Below are 15,838 nucleotides of genomic sequence, written 5' to 3' on the forward strand. Positions count from 1 at the left end.
GGTCATAAATTAATATATATGTCATGTAAATCCTGTGCAACCGGCGGGTGTGGAACCCAACGTGGAGCATCCGATGGCCCCGGCGGAGAACCGCAGAAAACGGCTACAACCGGATGCGGAAGCGGAGGGTGTAGCACCGGAGGCTGCAATAAGTTAAATTCTTTTGACTGGCTCAGCGATATCGCCATGCCGGGTCTTCGATACGATGTCGTAGAGGTTAAATTTAAGGGTGGCCGAAAGGATTATTACCGGAACGTTCATCAACTTGATCTCACCACAGGCGACTACGTCGTTGTCGAAATGCAATCAGGCTTTCATATCGGAGCCGTTTCGTTACAGGGAGAATTAGTGCGCCTACAGGTGAAAAAGCGGGCCGTTAAGATTAACGACGACACGAAAGTTATTCACCGTCTTGCTACGCCGAAGGATATGGAGCGGCACGAACAGGCCGTTTTACGCGATTTGCCTTCCCTGTATCGTTCCCGCGAAATCGTTCGTGAACTAAAGCTCAACATGAAATTATCGGACGTTGAGTTTCAGTCTGATAATACTAAAGCGACATTTTATTATTCATCCGAAGAGCGTGTCGATTTTCGGGAACTAATAAAAATGCTGGCGAGCGAATTCAAAGCCCGGATTGAAATGCGGCAGATTAGTCTGCGTCAGGAAGCTGGTCGGTTAGGCGGTATTGGTTCCTGTGGTCGCGAGCTCTGTTGCTCGACCTGGCTGACGGATTTTAAGAATATCGCAACTTCGGCAGCTCGCTATCAGAATCTATCCCTCAACCCGGCTAAATTGTCGGGTCAGTGCGGGCGGTTGAAGTGCTGCCTAAATTACGAGCTGGATACGTACATGGATGCGCTACGGGACATTCCGACAATTGAAAAACCGTTGGAAACGCAGAAAGGGCGGGCTTATCTCCAGAAAACCGATATTTTCCGAAAGTTGATGTGGTTTGGTTATGGGGCCGAGAGTACATGGCATCCACTACCTATTGACCGGGTGCTGGAAATTGTCGAACTGAATAAAAACGGTATCATTCCCGAATCGTTTGATGTATTGATGCCTATAGCTGAAAAGGAGCCCATTACAGCAGCAACCCTCAATAGTGATCTGCAAAAATTAGACGCTAAGTATACCTCGAAAGCGGGTAATAAAAAGAAAAAGAAGAAGCCGCGTGGCCCAGAAGGTAATTCGCCCCGCCCTGCCCAAAACGGTAAAGTATCTTAAACAAATAACCCCGACCTAGCTGGCCGGGGTTATTTGTTATTGGGAGGGATAAGCTTAAAAATCGCCTGAGTAAAATGGACTAAAAACGTAATAGCTGCTATCACGCTTGGCACGTTTAGGGGTGGTCTGGATGTATAACTGAAAGCGTGGTAAGGGGTTGTCGGCGCGGAACCAATCTCGGTAAGGTCGTTCTTTGGTATAAAGCCGGGCTACTTCGCGAACGTGAACGGTCGTTACATCGGCAGTCGTGGCGGGTAAGTTGTTGATAAAAATGTCTACAGTTTTAGCAAAGTCGTCATAGACTTTTAAATGTTCATTCTTCGTCCGTTCAACCAATGCGTTTTTGTTGTGAAAAAACGTGGCTTCAAGCAGTTGATTCATGTTAAACGAAAAACTCTCCCCAAGCGGATACCGTGAAATGGCTGCCGCTTGAAGTAATGTGAAAAACTGCTTACGGATTCCGTTAAATGGAACCGGCTGGGGGCTGGTCTGAATAATAATCTGGTACGGCTTAGCTTTAGTATCACTGTTAGCCATATTTTCCCATTGGTGCATCACAAATAATTCACTGACAAACTCCGGCGAAAGTTTTTTCAGCGCTTCGGCCGGAACTTCTTTCCCATCAATGTATACTGCTGATTCATATTTGTAATCGTCGGGAAGTATGAATTCGTCGCCTTTCAGTTGCAGCACAACAGGTTTACTTTGAACAACCTGTGTACCAGTCTTACTTCGGAATAAGGCAAGGTGACGATACCAGGTTCCTTTGTCTTCTAAATCTACGACCATTGCTCGCGTCGGATTGATCGCGGGTAGAGCGTTGGGAGCAAGGGCCTGGTTTAAGAGATAAGGCTCTTTTTTCTCCTGATGCCGACAAGCCATCCCCATTGCTCCCATCAGCAGCCCCCAAAGTACATACCGCCACCAGGCCGATGAATCTGAATGATGACTATTCATCATACGAACGCGCTGGTGCAGTGTTGGACCACTAAATTGGTTGGTAAAGGTGTACATAGACTTAATTGTCTTCGTTGACGTAAAACAGCAGGTACACAGTATCCGACCGTTTTTGTGCGGCTTGATTATAACCTAGTATGACGGCAACCGTATAAAGCTGGTCTATCTTCAACATGCGAATTGCTTCGGGAGTAGAGGGCTCGTTATTGATGAAGACTTTGACCATATTCGCTGCATTATCTACTGATAGCGAACCATCTGGTTTAACGCTTAAACTGCTATTGGAACTGGACTGCTTTTGAACTTCTTCTTTATCGAATTTACGGAAGCCAATGCCCAGATGGCCGTATTTACGTTCACCCTCCAAGATCAAGTACTCCATTTTTTTATCATCAATAGATTGAGAAACAATGGTTTCGTCATCGGCTGCACGCGACGGGCTTATACGCACCGAATCGACTACTGACAAATTGTTAACGGAATCTATTTGTGAGCCAACCGATGTTGATCGGAACTTACTCATTGAACCATCATCCGATTTTGAAACAATAGATTCATTCCCGATAACTTGTTTGGTTAATGTCTTGGAGGACTGGTCAGGCTTTGCTGCTACTTCAACTATAGCCGAAATTGGCTCCGTTCCAGGTTTAGGAATATAGTTGCTCAATGCCTTACTAGGCTGTGGAGGAGCAAATGCAGACGCTACTGTCAAAGCAGCGATAAAGAGAACAGGATATTTCAACCAGGTTACTGCTGAGGATTCTGGTTTGTTCAGCATACTAATCCGGGTCTTGAGCTGCGACTTGCTAAAGTGGTTCGTAATGGCAGATTGCCCGTACGACATACTTACTTTTACCAGATTATATTGATAAGCTTTGGCATCGACACCTTCGGCTAGCACAGCCCGATCCGCACTGAACTCAAGGGTTTGATGGAGCAGTTGCCGAAACAGATAAGCTGCTGGGTTAAACCAGAATATAATACATACTAACTCCGCGCCAAGCATATCGTAACTATGTCGCTCACGTACATGGACACGTTCGTGCCTAAGAATCTGATCTAATTCATCGGGTGCGTGGTGGCGAGGATTCAGCACAACCCAGTCGAAAAAGGAAAAAGGTGAGGTAGTGGCTTCATTGCGAACCAGCGTAAAATCGTCGTATGGCTCATGGACTGATTGTCTAATAAGTCGTCGCAAGGAAAATAACTGAATTCCAAATCGTATAAACAGGAAGAAAACTCCGCTGATATAGAGTAGTAAGAGACCAACTGGCCACGACCATACGAATTTTGGTGACGGGTGGCGAAATAACCTGTACGTCTTTTGATTAGGAAATGTGATTGTAACCTCGGGTTGAGAAGGCGTTAGGTTGGGCAATACCTTCGGGACAATTACCTGCGCCGTCTGGTACATCACAGTTCGTACACGCTCTGGTCGCCAATCAGGAAGCTCCAGCAGGGGTAGGAGCAAAGCCCCCGCCAAACCTACCCATAGTGCCAGTCGATTGGCCCCAAAAAACGTTTCGCGTCGAAGCAATGCGTAATACGCAATGCTGACAACAGCCAGAAGTGCATTGGCTAAAACAACATAACGTAATGTTTCCATCTCTATTCGGGTGCGGAAAATAGTTGGTCAGAAATAGTCTGGAGTGGTCAAGCATGGTCAGGTTTAGTTATAGCAGCAAGTATGACCATGCTTGACTATCCCTGACTATTTTTTCTCAATCATAGCCAATATCTCACGTAACTCATCTGCCGAAATCTTCTCATTCTGAGCAAAGTAGCTGACCAGATTCTTGTAGGAATTGTCGAAATACTCATCCACTACTTTCTTCAGAACAAACCGATTCTGGTAGGCTTCCTTGGTGATAATAGGGTAGTATTCGTGCGTGTTGCCATAAGCTTTATGGCCGACGTAACCCTTTTCTTCAAGATTACGAACAATGGTCGAAACCGTGTTATAATGCAGTGGAGGATCTGTAAACTGCGGTACCATATCTTTTACATAACCTTGCTCCATTTTCCAGAGCACCTGCATCACTTCTTCTTCTTTTGCGGTTAGCTTTTCCATAAGACAAACCTAAAACTATTTTTATCGTTTGCAAACTATCCGAGTAGTTTTTTGTCGTTTGAAAAGCCAGATGTACCGTCGTAGCTTTGTACATTATTCTGCGTGAGATTTATGAAACGATTGGGAGTAGTATTGGTCATTATGTGGCTGTTTGTTGGCTGTGATACAAATGCAGTATATAAAGAGTACACCGACATTGATGACGGAAAGTGGTATATCAAAAATGCGCCCTCGTTCACATTTGAGATCGCCGACGCATCGATACCTTATAATATTTATTACAATCTACGAAACAGCCTATCGTATGGCTATTACAACCTGTATCTGACCCGGTATCTGCGTGATTCGAGCGGTAAAGAACTCGAATCACGGCTGGATGAATTGATTCTGATGGACCCTAAAACGGGAAAGCCTAATGGAGATGGGCTGGGAGACCTGTTTGATCATAAGGTTTTGATGAAACATAACTACCGCTTTCCAAAACCCGGAAAATACACGATTCAGATCAGACAATATATGCGTCAGGACCCGCTGCTCAATATCCTAAGTGTAGGCGTTACTGTTGAAAAGGCTAGTACTGCTAACTAATTCGCCGAATTATTCGCCAATGCTTCTCGACTTTTTGCGTAAAAACAGATTTTTTTTTCTGGCCTACCTGCTTGTGTTGATCATGGTTGGTCTGTTGCAAGTAGCCTATACACAAGAACAATTAATGCAATGGGTCAATGTCAGGAATAGCTTGTTGGCCGACCAGCTTTTTCCCTACATTACCTACATGGGCGACGGAGCGTTTTTCGTGGTTGTTTGCCTGATCTTACTGATTTATAAGTGGCGCATAGGCCTAATGGGCTTTGCCAGTTTTGCGCTTTCTTCACTAACGTCGGAGTTTTTTAAGAAAGTTATTTTCAATGGATCGCCCCGACCGCTGAAATTTTTTGAGCATTCTACGTTTGAATACCACATTATAAAAGGGCTGGATATTCACAGCTATAATAGTTTTCCGTCAGGCCATACCACAACGGCTTTTGCTATGTTCGGTCTGCTGGCGTTTCTGGACGGACGGAAGGAGCGGGGCGTATTTTATGTGTTTTTAGGTGTTTTAGCAGGTTATTCGCGGGTCTACTTGTTCCAGCATTTTGTCGAAGACACCTATGCGGGTTCGCTGGTTGGAACGATTTCATCCGTGATTATTTATTTATTGATGTATCGTTGGGTAACGAAGAACAGAAATATAGCCGGGAAGTAGAGTCTCTTTTGTCTATCTTTGTTTAGGGCTCCGCCGAACCATTGCCAAAGCAGAGCCGTTACTTCATTACTGACTACAATCAACGTGCATCGACAGACTCTCTCATGAGCGACGCCATCAAACATGAGTGCGGTATAGCCTTAATTCGGCTCCGCAAACCGTACCAATATTATATAGACAAGTACGGCACGGCCCTTTATGGGGCCAACAAACTCTACCTGCTCATGGAAAAGCAGGTCAACCGAGGCCAGGACGGTGCCGGAATCGCTAATATAAAAATCGATGTTCCGCCTGGTCGTCGTTATATCAGCCGATATCGATCGGTCGATCAACGACCCGTAACGGACATCTTCGAAAAGGTCAATAAGAAATTCCGCAAAGCCCTCAAAGGAAATAAAGACAAGGCGAAGGACGCTCAGTGGCTTCAGGAAAACATCGCTTTTACGGGCGAGGTCTGGATGGGGCATCTCCGATATGGCACTCACGGGGCCAATGAGATTGAAAACTGCCATCCTATGCTTCGACAAAGTAACTGGCGAAGTCGTAATCTGGTCGTAGCAGGTAACTTCAACATGACCAATGTTGATGATCTGTTCGGAAAACTGGTATCGCTGGGCCAGCATCCGAAGGATAAGGTTGACACCGTAACGGTGATGGAGAAAATCGGACACTTCCTGGATGAAGAAAACCAGCGAGTGTTCGAACGGTTTAAGGGTATCTACGAAAATCCTGATTTGTCGGATATTATCGAAGACAATCTTGATCTTCAGCGTGTTTTACACCGCTCCTGTCGGGATTTTGATGGTGGCTATGCTATGGTGGGTATGACAGGCTATGGTGCTGCATTTGTAGCCCGTGATCCAGCAGGTATTCGCCCAGCCTATTATTATGCCGATGATGAAGTAGTAGTAGTAGCCTCAGAGAAACCAGCGATTAAGACCGCGTTCAACGTCGACTATAGTGCGATTCAGGAGGTGAAACCTGGACATGCACTCATCGTTGACAAATACGGAGAGTACGCGGAACAGGAATTCGTGACACCGATAGAAAAGAAATCGTGCAGTTTCGAACGAATTTATTTTTCGCGTGCTACCGATCCTGATATCTATAATGAGCGCAAACAATTAGGAAAACTGCTAATTCCGCAGATTCTCAAGGAAATCGATTACGACCTTGAAAATACAGTCTTCTCCTACATCCCGAATACGGCTGAAACGGCTTTCTTTGGCATGGTTGAGGGACTAGAAGAATACCTCTATAAGCAGCGCAAAAAAGCGATTATGGAGGGAATTCTATTCGAAGAAGAATTGGATCGGGTGCTTTCCTTTAGACCACGTATTGAAAAACTGGTCGCTAAAGACGTAAAACTTCGAACGTTCATTGCCGACGACTCGCAGCGGGACGATATGGTGTCGCATGTGTACGACACTACGTTTGAGGTTATTAAAAAAGGTAAAGACAATGTGGTTGTCGTCGATGACTCGATTGTGCGGGGTACTACGCTTGAAAAAAGCATCCTGCGTATGCTGGATCGATTAGGCCCGAAAAAGATCATTATTGTTTCATCAGCCCCTCAGATTCGTTTTCCCGATTGCTACGGTATCGATATGTCGAAGTTCAGGGAATTTATTGGTTTCCGAGCTGCTCTTGAGTTACTCAAGGATCGAGGTATGGAAGACCTGCTCGACGAAGTTTATGCACAGTGTGTGGCTGCTATTGAATCAGGCAATGCTAGTCAGCAGAATTATGTGAAGGCGCTTTTTGATCCCTTTACGCATGACGAGCTATCCAAAAAAGTATCCCAGATTGTTACCCCTACTGATTTGAAAGCTGAGGTAGCAGTTGTCTACCAAACGGTTGAAAATTTACATCGGGCCTGTCCCAACCATTCTGGCGACTGGTATTTCACGGGTAACTATCCTACTCCCGGCGGTAATGTCGTTGTCAATAAAGCTTTCGTAAACTTCATGGAAGGGAAATTGGTTCGGGCATATTAGCCGTATTTAATAAAACAGTGAAGTGGGTGGAGTAGGTGAAGTCGTTATGCTTATGCGCAAAAACTAACTTCACTTACTCCACCCACTTTACTGTTTACTTATCTCTCCCAGGCCAGAGCGTTGACATTAGCTCCAATTTTCTTGCCTTCGGCCAGCCCTGTTTCGTTATCCTGTCGGGTGTGAATATTGCTGTAGAAACGTGAGTCGGCAGATTCCTGAGCCGATGCCGCAAATGACGTAAACGAGCGGACTTTGAAAGAAATATGTCTTAGCAGGTCGTCGGGTCGTCCAACGTTTGAATCATCGGTAAACGCAAAGTTCTCACCGTACAATGCCGTTAGTACAGTTGCTGCCGAAGATGATTGGGTTGCGTGGTCTGATGAGAAACCGGGAAAAGGAGGATCTGGCCAGAATGGTATCCAGGTTGGATTTATAGTAAGCCGAACATAGGTATAAGGGCGAAGATTGTTGTAAGTAAACTTACATCGCCAGCAGAGAATAAATGCATCAGCTACAGAAATACCCGTTCTGGCAAACGTTTCAGCAGCTTTTGCCAGATCTGCCCTGGTAGCGATTGCCGCAATACAGGCGATACTGTACGAATGACCCGGAGGAGTGAATGACTCACCTGGATTGTCGGACCACCAAAGGGAAATCTCTTTTTCAGTTTGGGTTAAATTTTTTCCTTTGTTGTATACATCGAGGTACTGATTAAAAATGGCTGATTTAACGTCGGTTGAGTAGGCCAGTGGCTTAGGTGTCGGTAGGTCGCTATTAGCCTTAACAAACGTCCGATTCCGTCCCCAGTAAGGCTGCATAGGAATCTTCTGGCCATTTTCAGTAGGCTGCCACAAACCAGCCCCCGTTGGTACTGTATAATTTGTTGGGAAATTACGAGTATAGCCTGCATCACCCCCGTCAGTTTTTGACCACTCAAACACGGCATCCGCGATTTTCTTCCCGAAATCGACCGATCGCTGAGTGACGGCTTCATCAGTGCCTTTGAAAGCCGTCAACAAAACTGCCTCGAGAGAATCGAGACTAACTTTATTAGCCTCACTTGTCGTCGGAAATAAACTCCGTAGAATTTGAGCCTGGGAAGCATTGGCACTAAGCGCCCAATTATATTCCTTACCCGACTCCGCCTGGGGAAGTGAAATTAGCCCTTGTAGCTGGCCAACAAGCGATTTTCGATTAGAAATACCAGGAACAACTGCTTCATACATAGTTATACCAGCGTAGCCAAACGCCCGCGATGCTACAGGAGGAGTAAACCCAGCGGTTGTCTTGGTTAGTTTTAACTGCAAAGCAGCCCATGTGGTTGCTACATTGCCCGTATACTGGTCGGCTGCTTTACCAGTAGTTAATGTCGGCTGAACATCGTCGGTGGATTGAATTCGGCAGGCTTGTAGGGGAACGATCAATAGTAGGTAAGTCAATAATCCCAAATAGCTGCGTTGGGAGATATATTTCGACGTTGAGAGCGTACAGCGGGCACTAGGAAAACGTATATTCATGCTACTTATCGGTCAAAAAGAGTCACATTATTAGCTATGCCCTTGATCATCAATATCGGAGTTTAGCAAAAACGTTGCCAGAAAAATACACTCAACTTGTACCTGTTGCGACTACTGTAGGCAATGCGTTAACTTCGCTGTAGATTTGATAATTGAATAAACCTGATTCTGTCCAATGCGCATTCCCGAAGAAACTGTTGAACGAATTCGTCAGTCTGTCGACATTCTGGAGGTGATAAACGATTTTGTTTCCCTCAAGAAGCGGGGTAGCAACTACATTGCCTGCTGCCCATTTCATAATGAGAAGACACCATCGTTTAACGTAAACCCAACCCGACAGATTTATAAGTGCTTTGGGTGTGGCAAAGCAGGCGATGCTGTCCGGTTTGTGATGGACATCGAGAATATTGGATATGGAGAATCGTTACGGTACCTGGCCAAAAAGTATGGTATCGAAATAGAAGAGCAGGAACAAACTCCGGAAGAATTCCTGCGCCAGAACGAACGAGAGAGTCTCCTTATCGTACTCAATTTTGCCAAAACATTCTTTCAGGAAACGTTACTCAATACAGATGAAGGAAAAAGTATTGGTCTCAGCTACTTCCGCGAACGTGGCTTTACCAACCCAACCATCGAAGCCTTTGAGTTAGGCTATACATTTGACCAATGGGACGCTCTTCTGCAAGAGGGTCAACGTAGAGGATATAGCCGTGATCTGCTCGAGAAAGCGGGCTTAATTCTGATTAAAGAAGGAACCGCTGGGGGCGATAGTAAAGTATTTGACCGTTTCAGAGGCCGGGTTATGTTCCCGATTCATAATGTATCGGGTCGGGTAATTGCCTTTGGGGCCAGGATTCTTAAAACCGACAAGAACCAGCCCAAATACCTTAACTCGCCTGAAACGACGGTTTACCATAAAAGCCAGGTTCTGTACGGAATTTATCAGGCGAAACAGGCTATTCGACAGGAAGACGTTTGCTACCTGACAGAAGGCTATACTGATGTTATATCGCTACATCAGGCCGGTGTCAAAAATGTTGTTGCTTCGTCGGGGACGTCGCTCACAACCGAGCAAATCCGACTGATTGCGCGTTTTACACCGAATGTTACGATTCTTTACGATGGTGATGCTGCTGGCATTAAAGCAGCTCTGCGTGGCCTGGATATGGTGCTTGAAGAAGGGTTAAACCTTAGGCTGCTTTTACTGCCTGATGGCGAAGATCCAGATAGCTACGTTCATAAAGTTGGGGCTGATACCTTCAAAGCCTACATTAAAGAACATTCGCAGGATTTCATTGATTTCAAAGCCAGTCGTTGGTTAACTGAAGCGGGCGATAATCCACTAAAGCGGGCCGAAGGTATCTCAGATGTATGTACCAGTATTACACGAATACCTGACCCGCTGAAACGACAGACACTCTCGCAACGTGTAGCACAAGTATTTCATGTGAGCGAGCAATCGGTTATTTCGGAAATTAACCGATTGCTTCGGAAGCAACAAGAGCAAAACAAAAAAGATGCAGATCGGCAACAGCGATCCACTAGCGCAGGAAGGCAGCAGCCATCTTCAAGTAATACTTTAAGTACGAATGAGCCTTCACTAGATGAGATCAACTCATTGCTGGACGGATTAAGCCTGGAATCGCCTGAAATCAGCGATGATGGACTAACTATACCAGATACTTTATCCGCACCAATCGAGCGAATAAAGTCTGTCAGAACGCCTATATCGTATCAGGAGGAAGAATGTGTTCGTTTGTTAATGAACTACGGTGCACGTGAACTAGAGCCAGGTATTACGCTATGCCAGTATGTGCTTAGTGAACTGCATGATATCGAATTTCAAACCGCACCTTACGATCTTATTCTCACCTTGTTTCGGGAAGCCTATAGCAGAGGTGAAATCTTGACTGCGAACGATTTCCTGAACCGACAATCAGATAGGGCAGAGGGAGCTAGTACTATTGAACTTCAGCGCCAGGCTATTCATCTAACAACACCCCGCTATGAAATCAGTGATGGTTGGGGAAAACACGAGATTTTCGTACCATCAGAAGAGGAAATTGGAATTTTAGCGGATGCTGCCTATCGCAATATCCTGCGAATCAAAAAAATGCTGGCAGAACAGCGAATGACAGTCCTACAGCAATTGCTGCGAGAGTCGAGAAATAAAACCCCTGAGGAAGCCGATCAGCTTTTAACAGAGTTTATGCACTTTAAGCGAATCGACATGGAGATTTCGAACTTGTTAGGGACTGTTATCTCCGGTTAAAGTAAAAAAGCCCCAGCTATTTTATAGAGTGGGGCTTACCTTTATCAATAGGGGAGGGTGAACACTACGCTTGAGCTACCGTTGTGAAACTAATCAGTTCGGCATCAATTTTACGGTTCAGCTCATCCAATAGGCTGGCATGAGAGTGGAGCTGACCTGGTTTAGAAGATTGCGCTGAGGGGCTAGGCTTCTTGCCCGACATATCGAGCAGCAAAGTCATGAGAACATCACTCATGTGCTCACGCAAATCGATGAGGTGCCGCAGTCGCGTCCGGTTACTAGCTGTGGGTTGACGGCGAGATGCTGCCTGTAATGCGTTGATGACTTGATTCAGTTTAGCGTAACGACCATGAAATGCTTCGGTCGCTCTTGCCCATTCAATAATCACTTTTTGTACCTCTTCAGCCGACGCTTCGTAGCTGGAAAATACTGCTGATTGTTCCTGATTCATCACCCTACTTTGATATACGTGTTTTGCAATTGACTTGATCAAAATTCTACCTTGTTCAGACTGAAAGCAAACCGTTTTGAGTGAAATCACCCATTTTAGGTGTGAAATCACCCAAAAAGTCTGAAATCACCCTGAAACAAATGGGCGAGCGGGCGACTTTCTGCTGAAATCACCCATACCATTAAATCTTTTTGAGCCGGTTCATCTAGAAAATTGTTCATTTCATTCACAGAGTGTTATAAAAATTCAAGTATTGTTGGTACATTCATCCACCCATATATGTAATAGATCATGAACCAATCAACCAGTGTCCAGGAGGGCACTAAAAACTTCGCGATCCGAAGGCGCGATTTCTCCATTCTTGTTGCCCAATCCGAGCTTTTTACCTGTGAAGTTTTAAGCCAGCTTTTGAAAGAACAAGGCTACAATGTAGTCGGCCGTGCTATCGAAATGGAAGACACACTTCAGCAGATCATGGTGAAACGCCCGAAATGTGTTATCCTGGAATCAGAGATTTCGGGCGAACGGAGCTTCGACATCGTCGAACAGATGCAGCGTGCAAATCAGCAAACGAAATTCATTTTGTATACCCGTAAGCCTGACCTTCGAATGGTGGCCAAGGCTATGCAAAAAGGTTTCTTTGGATTTTTGTATGCCACTGATGGACTAGACGAATTGTACCGCTGTTTCCAGACTGTCAGTAGCGGAGGCTGTTATTACAGCAGTGGATTTATGGATTTGCTAAAGAATTTTGGCGTTGACATAATCTCAGAAGCTACCCGCGAAGAACTGAATCGTCTGACTGAGCGAGAACGGGAGGTGTTACGAATGATTGCCAGCGGGCATACGTCTAATGAAATAGCTGACGAATTAAGCATTAGCTATCGAACAGCCGTAAACCATAAGGCACACATTGCCCGAAAACTCAATCTGGATAGTTGCCGCCAGTTGCCTCGTTATGGTATTTCTGTAAAGAACTATCTGTAGAGGCCTAAGGAACTCATACTGTATTTCCCATTTTTACAATGGGAACAGCTCTCTATTGCCCGGCAGTTAACGCTATAGTCTCGTTTATTACGTAAGAACTGGGCCAGATTCCGCTCCACTTTCAGTTCATTTAATAACAAACCATTTAATTGTTTTCGAGCCCCGCACCGTCGCCAAACTGTCGTGGGGCTTTGTTGTATAAAACAGATTAGGTTGAGATACCCTAATATGGAGTGTTCGAAGGGTATAAGATCTTATAGGGCCTAGAAGAGCTATATAGCTGGGTAGTTAGTAGATTCAGTACATAATAAGGATATATAATCATCATATCCCCAGGCGAAATCACCTAAAAAAACATACTAAATAGTTGAAATCACACATAAAATGGGTGATTTCAGACAAAAAGCGTTCGATAAATTAAATCGACGGACGATATTCAACCCGGCAGCCAACTATATAGTGCATAGTTACTGAATTGACCTTTTGAGAAGAAGAACAGATAAGGGCAAAAAAATGAAGATTAATCGGTTACTCTGGGCGACTTATAGTAGATCGGCGTGCTCAGGCTTGCCAGCATCACGTCCTTGTAGCCACTCCCGGAACTCATGCATACGAACACGAGGAACAATAATCTTGTGTTGGTCGGGGGTGTTTAATCGAACAATATACTTGCCATTTTCCCAATAGGAGTAATGCAATACAGCCTGTCGATTGACAATATAATCGCGCTTGATTCGGAAGAATTGCGTCGGATCAAGCTCGGCCTCAAGTTCGTTCAATGTTTTACTGACTAGATATCGTTCTTTTAAAGACTCGGCGTAGTAGAATCGATCCTCAACAGTGAAGTAATAGACTTCATTGACCGGGAAGTCTAATTCACCCTGAGCATTTTTACCTTTCAGATAACTAAGGTAAAGAGAAGGGGTAGTTGGCTGCGGCTGTGGTGAAAACGTTTCGGATAAGGCTAAGACTTTTTGAGATGCTTCAGCGGCTTCTGCTTCGGCAGCTTCCTGCGCTTCCCGACGCTGTTTTAAGTAGTCGAGAAGAAGTGACGTATTGATGGCGATGTAGCCAATGAGTATTACAGGAACTAAATATTTGAAATATGTAGACCAGGTGTATGTATAAAGAATATAACCGTCCCAATAGTTTGACCAAGAGTATTCAGGGAAATACTCTAAAAAGTAACGAACAGTTTGAGTAAATGGATTAAACACCCAGAATGCAAGTGCTAAAACTGGTAAACAACGTAACTCATATCGACTAATTGCACGCCAGTTGTTTTTTACCGTATGTATGTGACTGAATTTGTGGTAAAAGTTAATAATAGCAATGATAATAAGTAATGTACATAATTCGGGAATAAATAAATCACGGACAAGTACGCCAAGATAGAAGATAGCTCCACCTGCTTTCTTGACCTTCTCAAGTTTTGCAGGCGCAGCAACAGACCATCCAACAGCTTCAACTAATACTACAATGCTCAGTAGTATAATCGCGCTGCTAAACGGTTTCTTGAGGAAAGCTCGATTGATTTGAATTTCCTTCATGCTGTCTCCTTACACAAAAGTCGGACTAATATAGTGGTAATATTTAACTAATTGCAACCAATAATCGTGACTTTTTTGCGATTGATGAGCCTCTTGGCAGGCGGTAGCTTTGTATCATCAAAAACAAGCAACTACAAATCAATCATACTAACTACAAATTGTCATGAAAAAGCAATTCATTATTAAGTCCGCCCAAGCAATTAAAAATGTAATCACTCCAGCTACCAAATTGGAATCGGCTAATATATTAAAGCTCGCTGCTGAGGATAAAGTATGTTGTGGTGGTTTCGATGTTGGTTTTACTGGCCTTGCTAATTCCAAACCTGTTTTCTCGCTTTAAGCTTCAGAAACTATGTTAAGCACACGGCAACTTTACAAACAGGAGTTGGCAAATTGTCGAGAACACTTCGAACAGGTTGACTTACCTAAGGAACGGGGTTATTTAATGAAGTATACTACTTTCTCCGCTAATGTTGAGAATGTGTTGCCTTCAATACCCCGTCGGGAACATGAGGCCCTCTTTAGAGAGCTATTGTTGCAGCAGGTATTTACCACATTCGATCAAAAGTGTTTGACCGCCGGCGATTTAGTAAAGTTACGTGGAGCGCATGATGTTCTGAATAAAGAGTATAGTCCTAAAATTTATTGTACCTATCATCTCGGTTCCTACCGACTGTTGACAAGTGTACTTTTTCGAAAAGGAGTCGATTGTGTGTTGCTGGTTGGCAGCAACATGAACCGCAATCAGGGAGAAGAGATGGCGGAACATATTGAGGGGTTACGCCAGAAACATGGCCTAACAAATGTGTTCCGCGTGGTTGAAGCAGGTAGTCCGTCTGCCGGATTAACTGTATTGCGAGAGCTGAAAGCGGGTCGATCACTAATTGTGTTCGTTGATGGGAGCCCAGAAACGGCTCCTCAGGTTGGGGAAGAGTCCCAGTTTCTATCCGTGCGTTTTGGTCAACGTCGTGTCCTAACACGGAAAGGAGTTGGTTACTTATCACATGCCGCTGGTGTACCTATCGTACCTGTGGTAAGTTATCGACAGTCCGACATGACAAATGTCCTGCATTGTCTGAAACCGATTCGACCAATTGTGCGTAGTGACCGGGATATGTATTGTCAGGAGGCCATGCAGCAACTTTACGATGCATTTTGGCCTTATTTGAAACAATACCCTGGTCAGTGGGAAGGCTGGAATTTTATTCACTTATTTCTGGAGCCAGAAATTGTTAAGAACAATTTTTTCAATTATCATGCAAAACGGCTTGCTTTCAATGAAAAGCGCTATACTTTGTGTGATCTTGAGCAGGCGCCAATCTTATTTGACCGTAGACTGTACCAAACTTACGAGATTACAGAAGACCTTCGTGATTTACTACTGAACCTGCATGAGGTAGATTCAGTTGAAGAGATCGTTGGACAGGAAATGTTTAGTGAATTGATGGATATGGAAATACTACATTAAGTAGGACCTTGATATATTTATAATGCCGGTGCCCGATGAAACTGTTTCATCGGGCACCGGCATTATACTAGTAAAACGTAGTAAAATTTTAC

14 protein-coding genes are annotated in these 15,838 nt (G+C 44.5%); 8 read left to right on the forward strand and 6 right to left on the reverse strand.

The window, feature by feature from the left end; translation table 11 throughout:
- Positions 1–18 precede the first annotated feature (18 nt).
- Positions 19–1,230: a PSP1 domain-containing protein gene (locus GO755_RS11795; RefSeq protein WP_227686933.1), complete on the forward strand. Its 1,212-nt coding sequence runs from the start codon at positions 19–21 to the stop codon at positions 1,228–1,230.
- Positions 1,231–1,284: 54 nt separating this feature from the next.
- On the opposite strand, the gene GO755_RS11800 is transcribed toward GO755_RS11795, so the two are convergent.
- The 3 genes from GO755_RS11800 to GO755_RS11810 all read right to left on the reverse strand — a co-directional run bounded on the left by GO755_RS11800 (position 1,285) and on the right by GO755_RS11810 (position 4,258).
- The gene (locus tag GO755_RS11800; RefSeq protein WP_157584964.1) at positions 1,285–2,244 is read right to left on the reverse strand and encodes a hypothetical protein; all 960 of its coding nucleotides are present in this window, start codon (positions 2,242–2,244) and stop codon (positions 1,285–1,287) included.
- Between the two features lie 4 nt (positions 2,245–2,248).
- A complete protein-coding gene (locus tag GO755_RS11805) occupies positions 2,249–3,793 on the reverse strand; it encodes a M56 family metallopeptidase (protein WP_157584965.1) in 1,545 nt (514 codons plus the stop codon).
- A gap of 105 nt (positions 3,794–3,898) precedes the next feature.
- A complete protein-coding gene (locus GO755_RS11810) occupies positions 3,899–4,258 on the reverse strand; it encodes a BlaI/MecI/CopY family transcriptional regulator (RefSeq protein ID WP_157584966.1) in 360 nt (119 codons plus the stop codon).
- 111 nt (positions 4,259–4,369) lie between these two features.
- Between GO755_RS11810 and GO755_RS11815 the strand changes: the two genes are divergently transcribed.
- From GO755_RS11815 to GO755_RS11825, 3 genes are all read left to right on the forward strand, one after another.
- Complete coding sequence (locus GO755_RS11815; RefSeq protein ID WP_157584967.1) at positions 4,370–4,846, forward strand: gliding motility lipoprotein GldH; 477 nt, start codon at positions 4,370–4,372, stop codon at positions 4,844–4,846.
- A 19-nt stretch (positions 4,847–4,865) separates the two neighbouring features.
- On the forward strand, positions 4,866–5,504 hold the full coding sequence (locus GO755_RS11820; RefSeq protein WP_157584968.1) for a phosphatase PAP2 family protein: 639 nt from the start codon (positions 4,866–4,868) through the stop codon (positions 5,502–5,504).
- 104 nt (positions 5,505–5,608) lie between these two features.
- Positions 5,609–7,501, forward strand: a complete 1,893-nt coding sequence (locus tag GO755_RS11825; protein ID WP_157584969.1) for an amidophosphoribosyltransferase — start codon at positions 5,609–5,611, stop codon at positions 7,499–7,501.
- A gap of 98 nt (positions 7,502–7,599) precedes the next feature.
- Here GO755_RS11825 and GO755_RS11830 read toward each other — a convergent pair whose 3' ends face one another.
- Positions 7,600–9,018: a vanadium-dependent haloperoxidase gene (locus GO755_RS11830; RefSeq protein WP_157584970.1), complete on the reverse strand. Its 1,419-nt coding sequence runs from the start codon at positions 9,016–9,018 to the stop codon at positions 7,600–7,602.
- A gap of 175 nt (positions 9,019–9,193) precedes the next feature.
- On the opposite strand from GO755_RS11830, the gene dnaG reads away from it, so the two are divergent.
- Positions 9,194–11,290, forward strand: a complete 2,097-nt coding sequence (gene dnaG, locus GO755_RS11835) for a DNA primase (protein WP_157584971.1) — start codon at positions 9,194–9,196, stop codon at positions 11,288–11,290.
- Positions 11,291–11,354: 64 nt separating this feature from the next.
- On the opposite strand, the gene GO755_RS11840 is transcribed toward dnaG, so the two are convergent.
- Positions 11,355–11,741, reverse strand: a complete 387-nt coding sequence (locus GO755_RS11840) for a hypothetical protein (protein ID WP_157584972.1) — start codon at positions 11,739–11,741, stop codon at positions 11,355–11,357.
- A 291-nt stretch (positions 11,742–12,032) separates the two neighbouring features.
- On the opposite strand from GO755_RS11840, the gene GO755_RS11845 reads away from it, so the two are divergent.
- On the forward strand, positions 12,033–12,728 hold the full coding sequence (locus tag GO755_RS11845; protein ID WP_157584973.1) for a LuxR C-terminal-related transcriptional regulator: 696 nt from the start codon (positions 12,033–12,035) through the stop codon (positions 12,726–12,728).
- Between the two features lie 542 nt (positions 12,729–13,270).
- On the opposite strand, the gene GO755_RS11850 is transcribed toward GO755_RS11845, so the two are convergent.
- Positions 13,271–14,278, reverse strand: a complete 1,008-nt coding sequence (locus tag GO755_RS11850; protein WP_157584974.1) for a LytTR family DNA-binding domain-containing protein — start codon at positions 14,276–14,278, stop codon at positions 13,271–13,273.
- 163 nt (positions 14,279–14,441) lie between these two features.
- Here GO755_RS11850 and GO755_RS11855 point away from each other — a divergent pair, with 163 nt between their 5' ends.
- Both GO755_RS11855 and GO755_RS11860 read left to right on the forward strand, forming a co-directional pair.
- Entirely contained in the window at positions 14,442–14,618 is a 177-nt protein-coding gene (locus GO755_RS11855; protein WP_157584975.1) for a hypothetical protein, read from the forward strand.
- A gap of 12 nt (positions 14,619–14,630) precedes the next feature.
- Complete coding sequence (locus GO755_RS11860; protein ID WP_157584976.1) at positions 14,631–15,746, forward strand: lysophospholipid acyltransferase family protein; 1,116 nt, start codon at positions 14,631–14,633, stop codon at positions 15,744–15,746.
- Positions 15,747–15,838 lie beyond the last annotated feature (92 nt).

Origin of the sequence: Spirosoma arboris (assembly GCF_009754945.1) — a bacterium.
GTDB classification, from domain to species: domain Bacteria; phylum Bacteroidota; class Bacteroidia; order Cytophagales; family Spirosomataceae; genus Spirosoma; species Spirosoma arboris.

Bases quoted from the DNA above. Each gene is read 5' to 3' on its own strand.
- GO755_RS11795 (WP_227686933.1), top strand. From the start codon at position 19: ATGTCATGTAAATCCTGTGCAACCGGCGGGTGTGGAACCCAACGTGGA.
- GO755_RS11800 (WP_157584964.1), bottom strand. From the start codon at position 2,244: ATGTACACCTTTACCAACCAATTTAGTGGTCCAACACTGCACCAGCGC.
- GO755_RS11805 (WP_157584965.1), bottom strand. From the start codon at position 3,793: ATGGAAACATTACGTTATGTTGTTTTAGCCAATGCACTTCTGGCTGTT.
- GO755_RS11810 (WP_157584966.1), bottom strand. From the start codon at position 4,258: ATGGAAAAGCTAACCGCAAAAGAAGAAGAAGTGATGCAGGTGCTCTGG.
- GO755_RS11815 (WP_157584967.1), top strand. From the start codon at position 4,370: ATGAAACGATTGGGAGTAGTATTGGTCATTATGTGGCTGTTTGTTGGC.
- GO755_RS11820 (WP_157584968.1), top strand. From the start codon at position 4,866: ATGCTTCTCGACTTTTTGCGTAAAAACAGATTTTTTTTTCTGGCCTAC.
- GO755_RS11825 (WP_157584969.1), top strand. From the start codon at position 5,609: ATGAGCGACGCCATCAAACATGAGTGCGGTATAGCCTTAATTCGGCTC.
- GO755_RS11830 (WP_157584970.1), bottom strand. From the start codon at position 9,018: ATGAATATACGTTTTCCTAGTGCCCGCTGTACGCTCTCAACGTCGAAA.
- dnaG (WP_157584971.1), top strand. From the start codon at position 9,194: ATGCGCATTCCCGAAGAAACTGTTGAACGAATTCGTCAGTCTGTCGAC.
- GO755_RS11840 (WP_157584972.1), bottom strand. From the start codon at position 11,741: ATGAATCAGGAACAATCAGCAGTATTTTCCAGCTACGAAGCGTCGGCT.
- GO755_RS11845 (WP_157584973.1), top strand. From the start codon at position 12,033: ATGAACCAATCAACCAGTGTCCAGGAGGGCACTAAAAACTTCGCGATC.
- GO755_RS11850 (WP_157584974.1), bottom strand. From the start codon at position 14,278: ATGAAGGAAATTCAAATCAATCGAGCTTTCCTCAAGAAACCGTTTAGC.
- GO755_RS11855 (WP_157584975.1), top strand. From the start codon at position 14,442: ATGAAAAAGCAATTCATTATTAAGTCCGCCCAAGCAATTAAAAATGTA.
- GO755_RS11860 (WP_157584976.1), top strand. From the start codon at position 14,631: ATGTTAAGCACACGGCAACTTTACAAACAGGAGTTGGCAAATTGTCGA.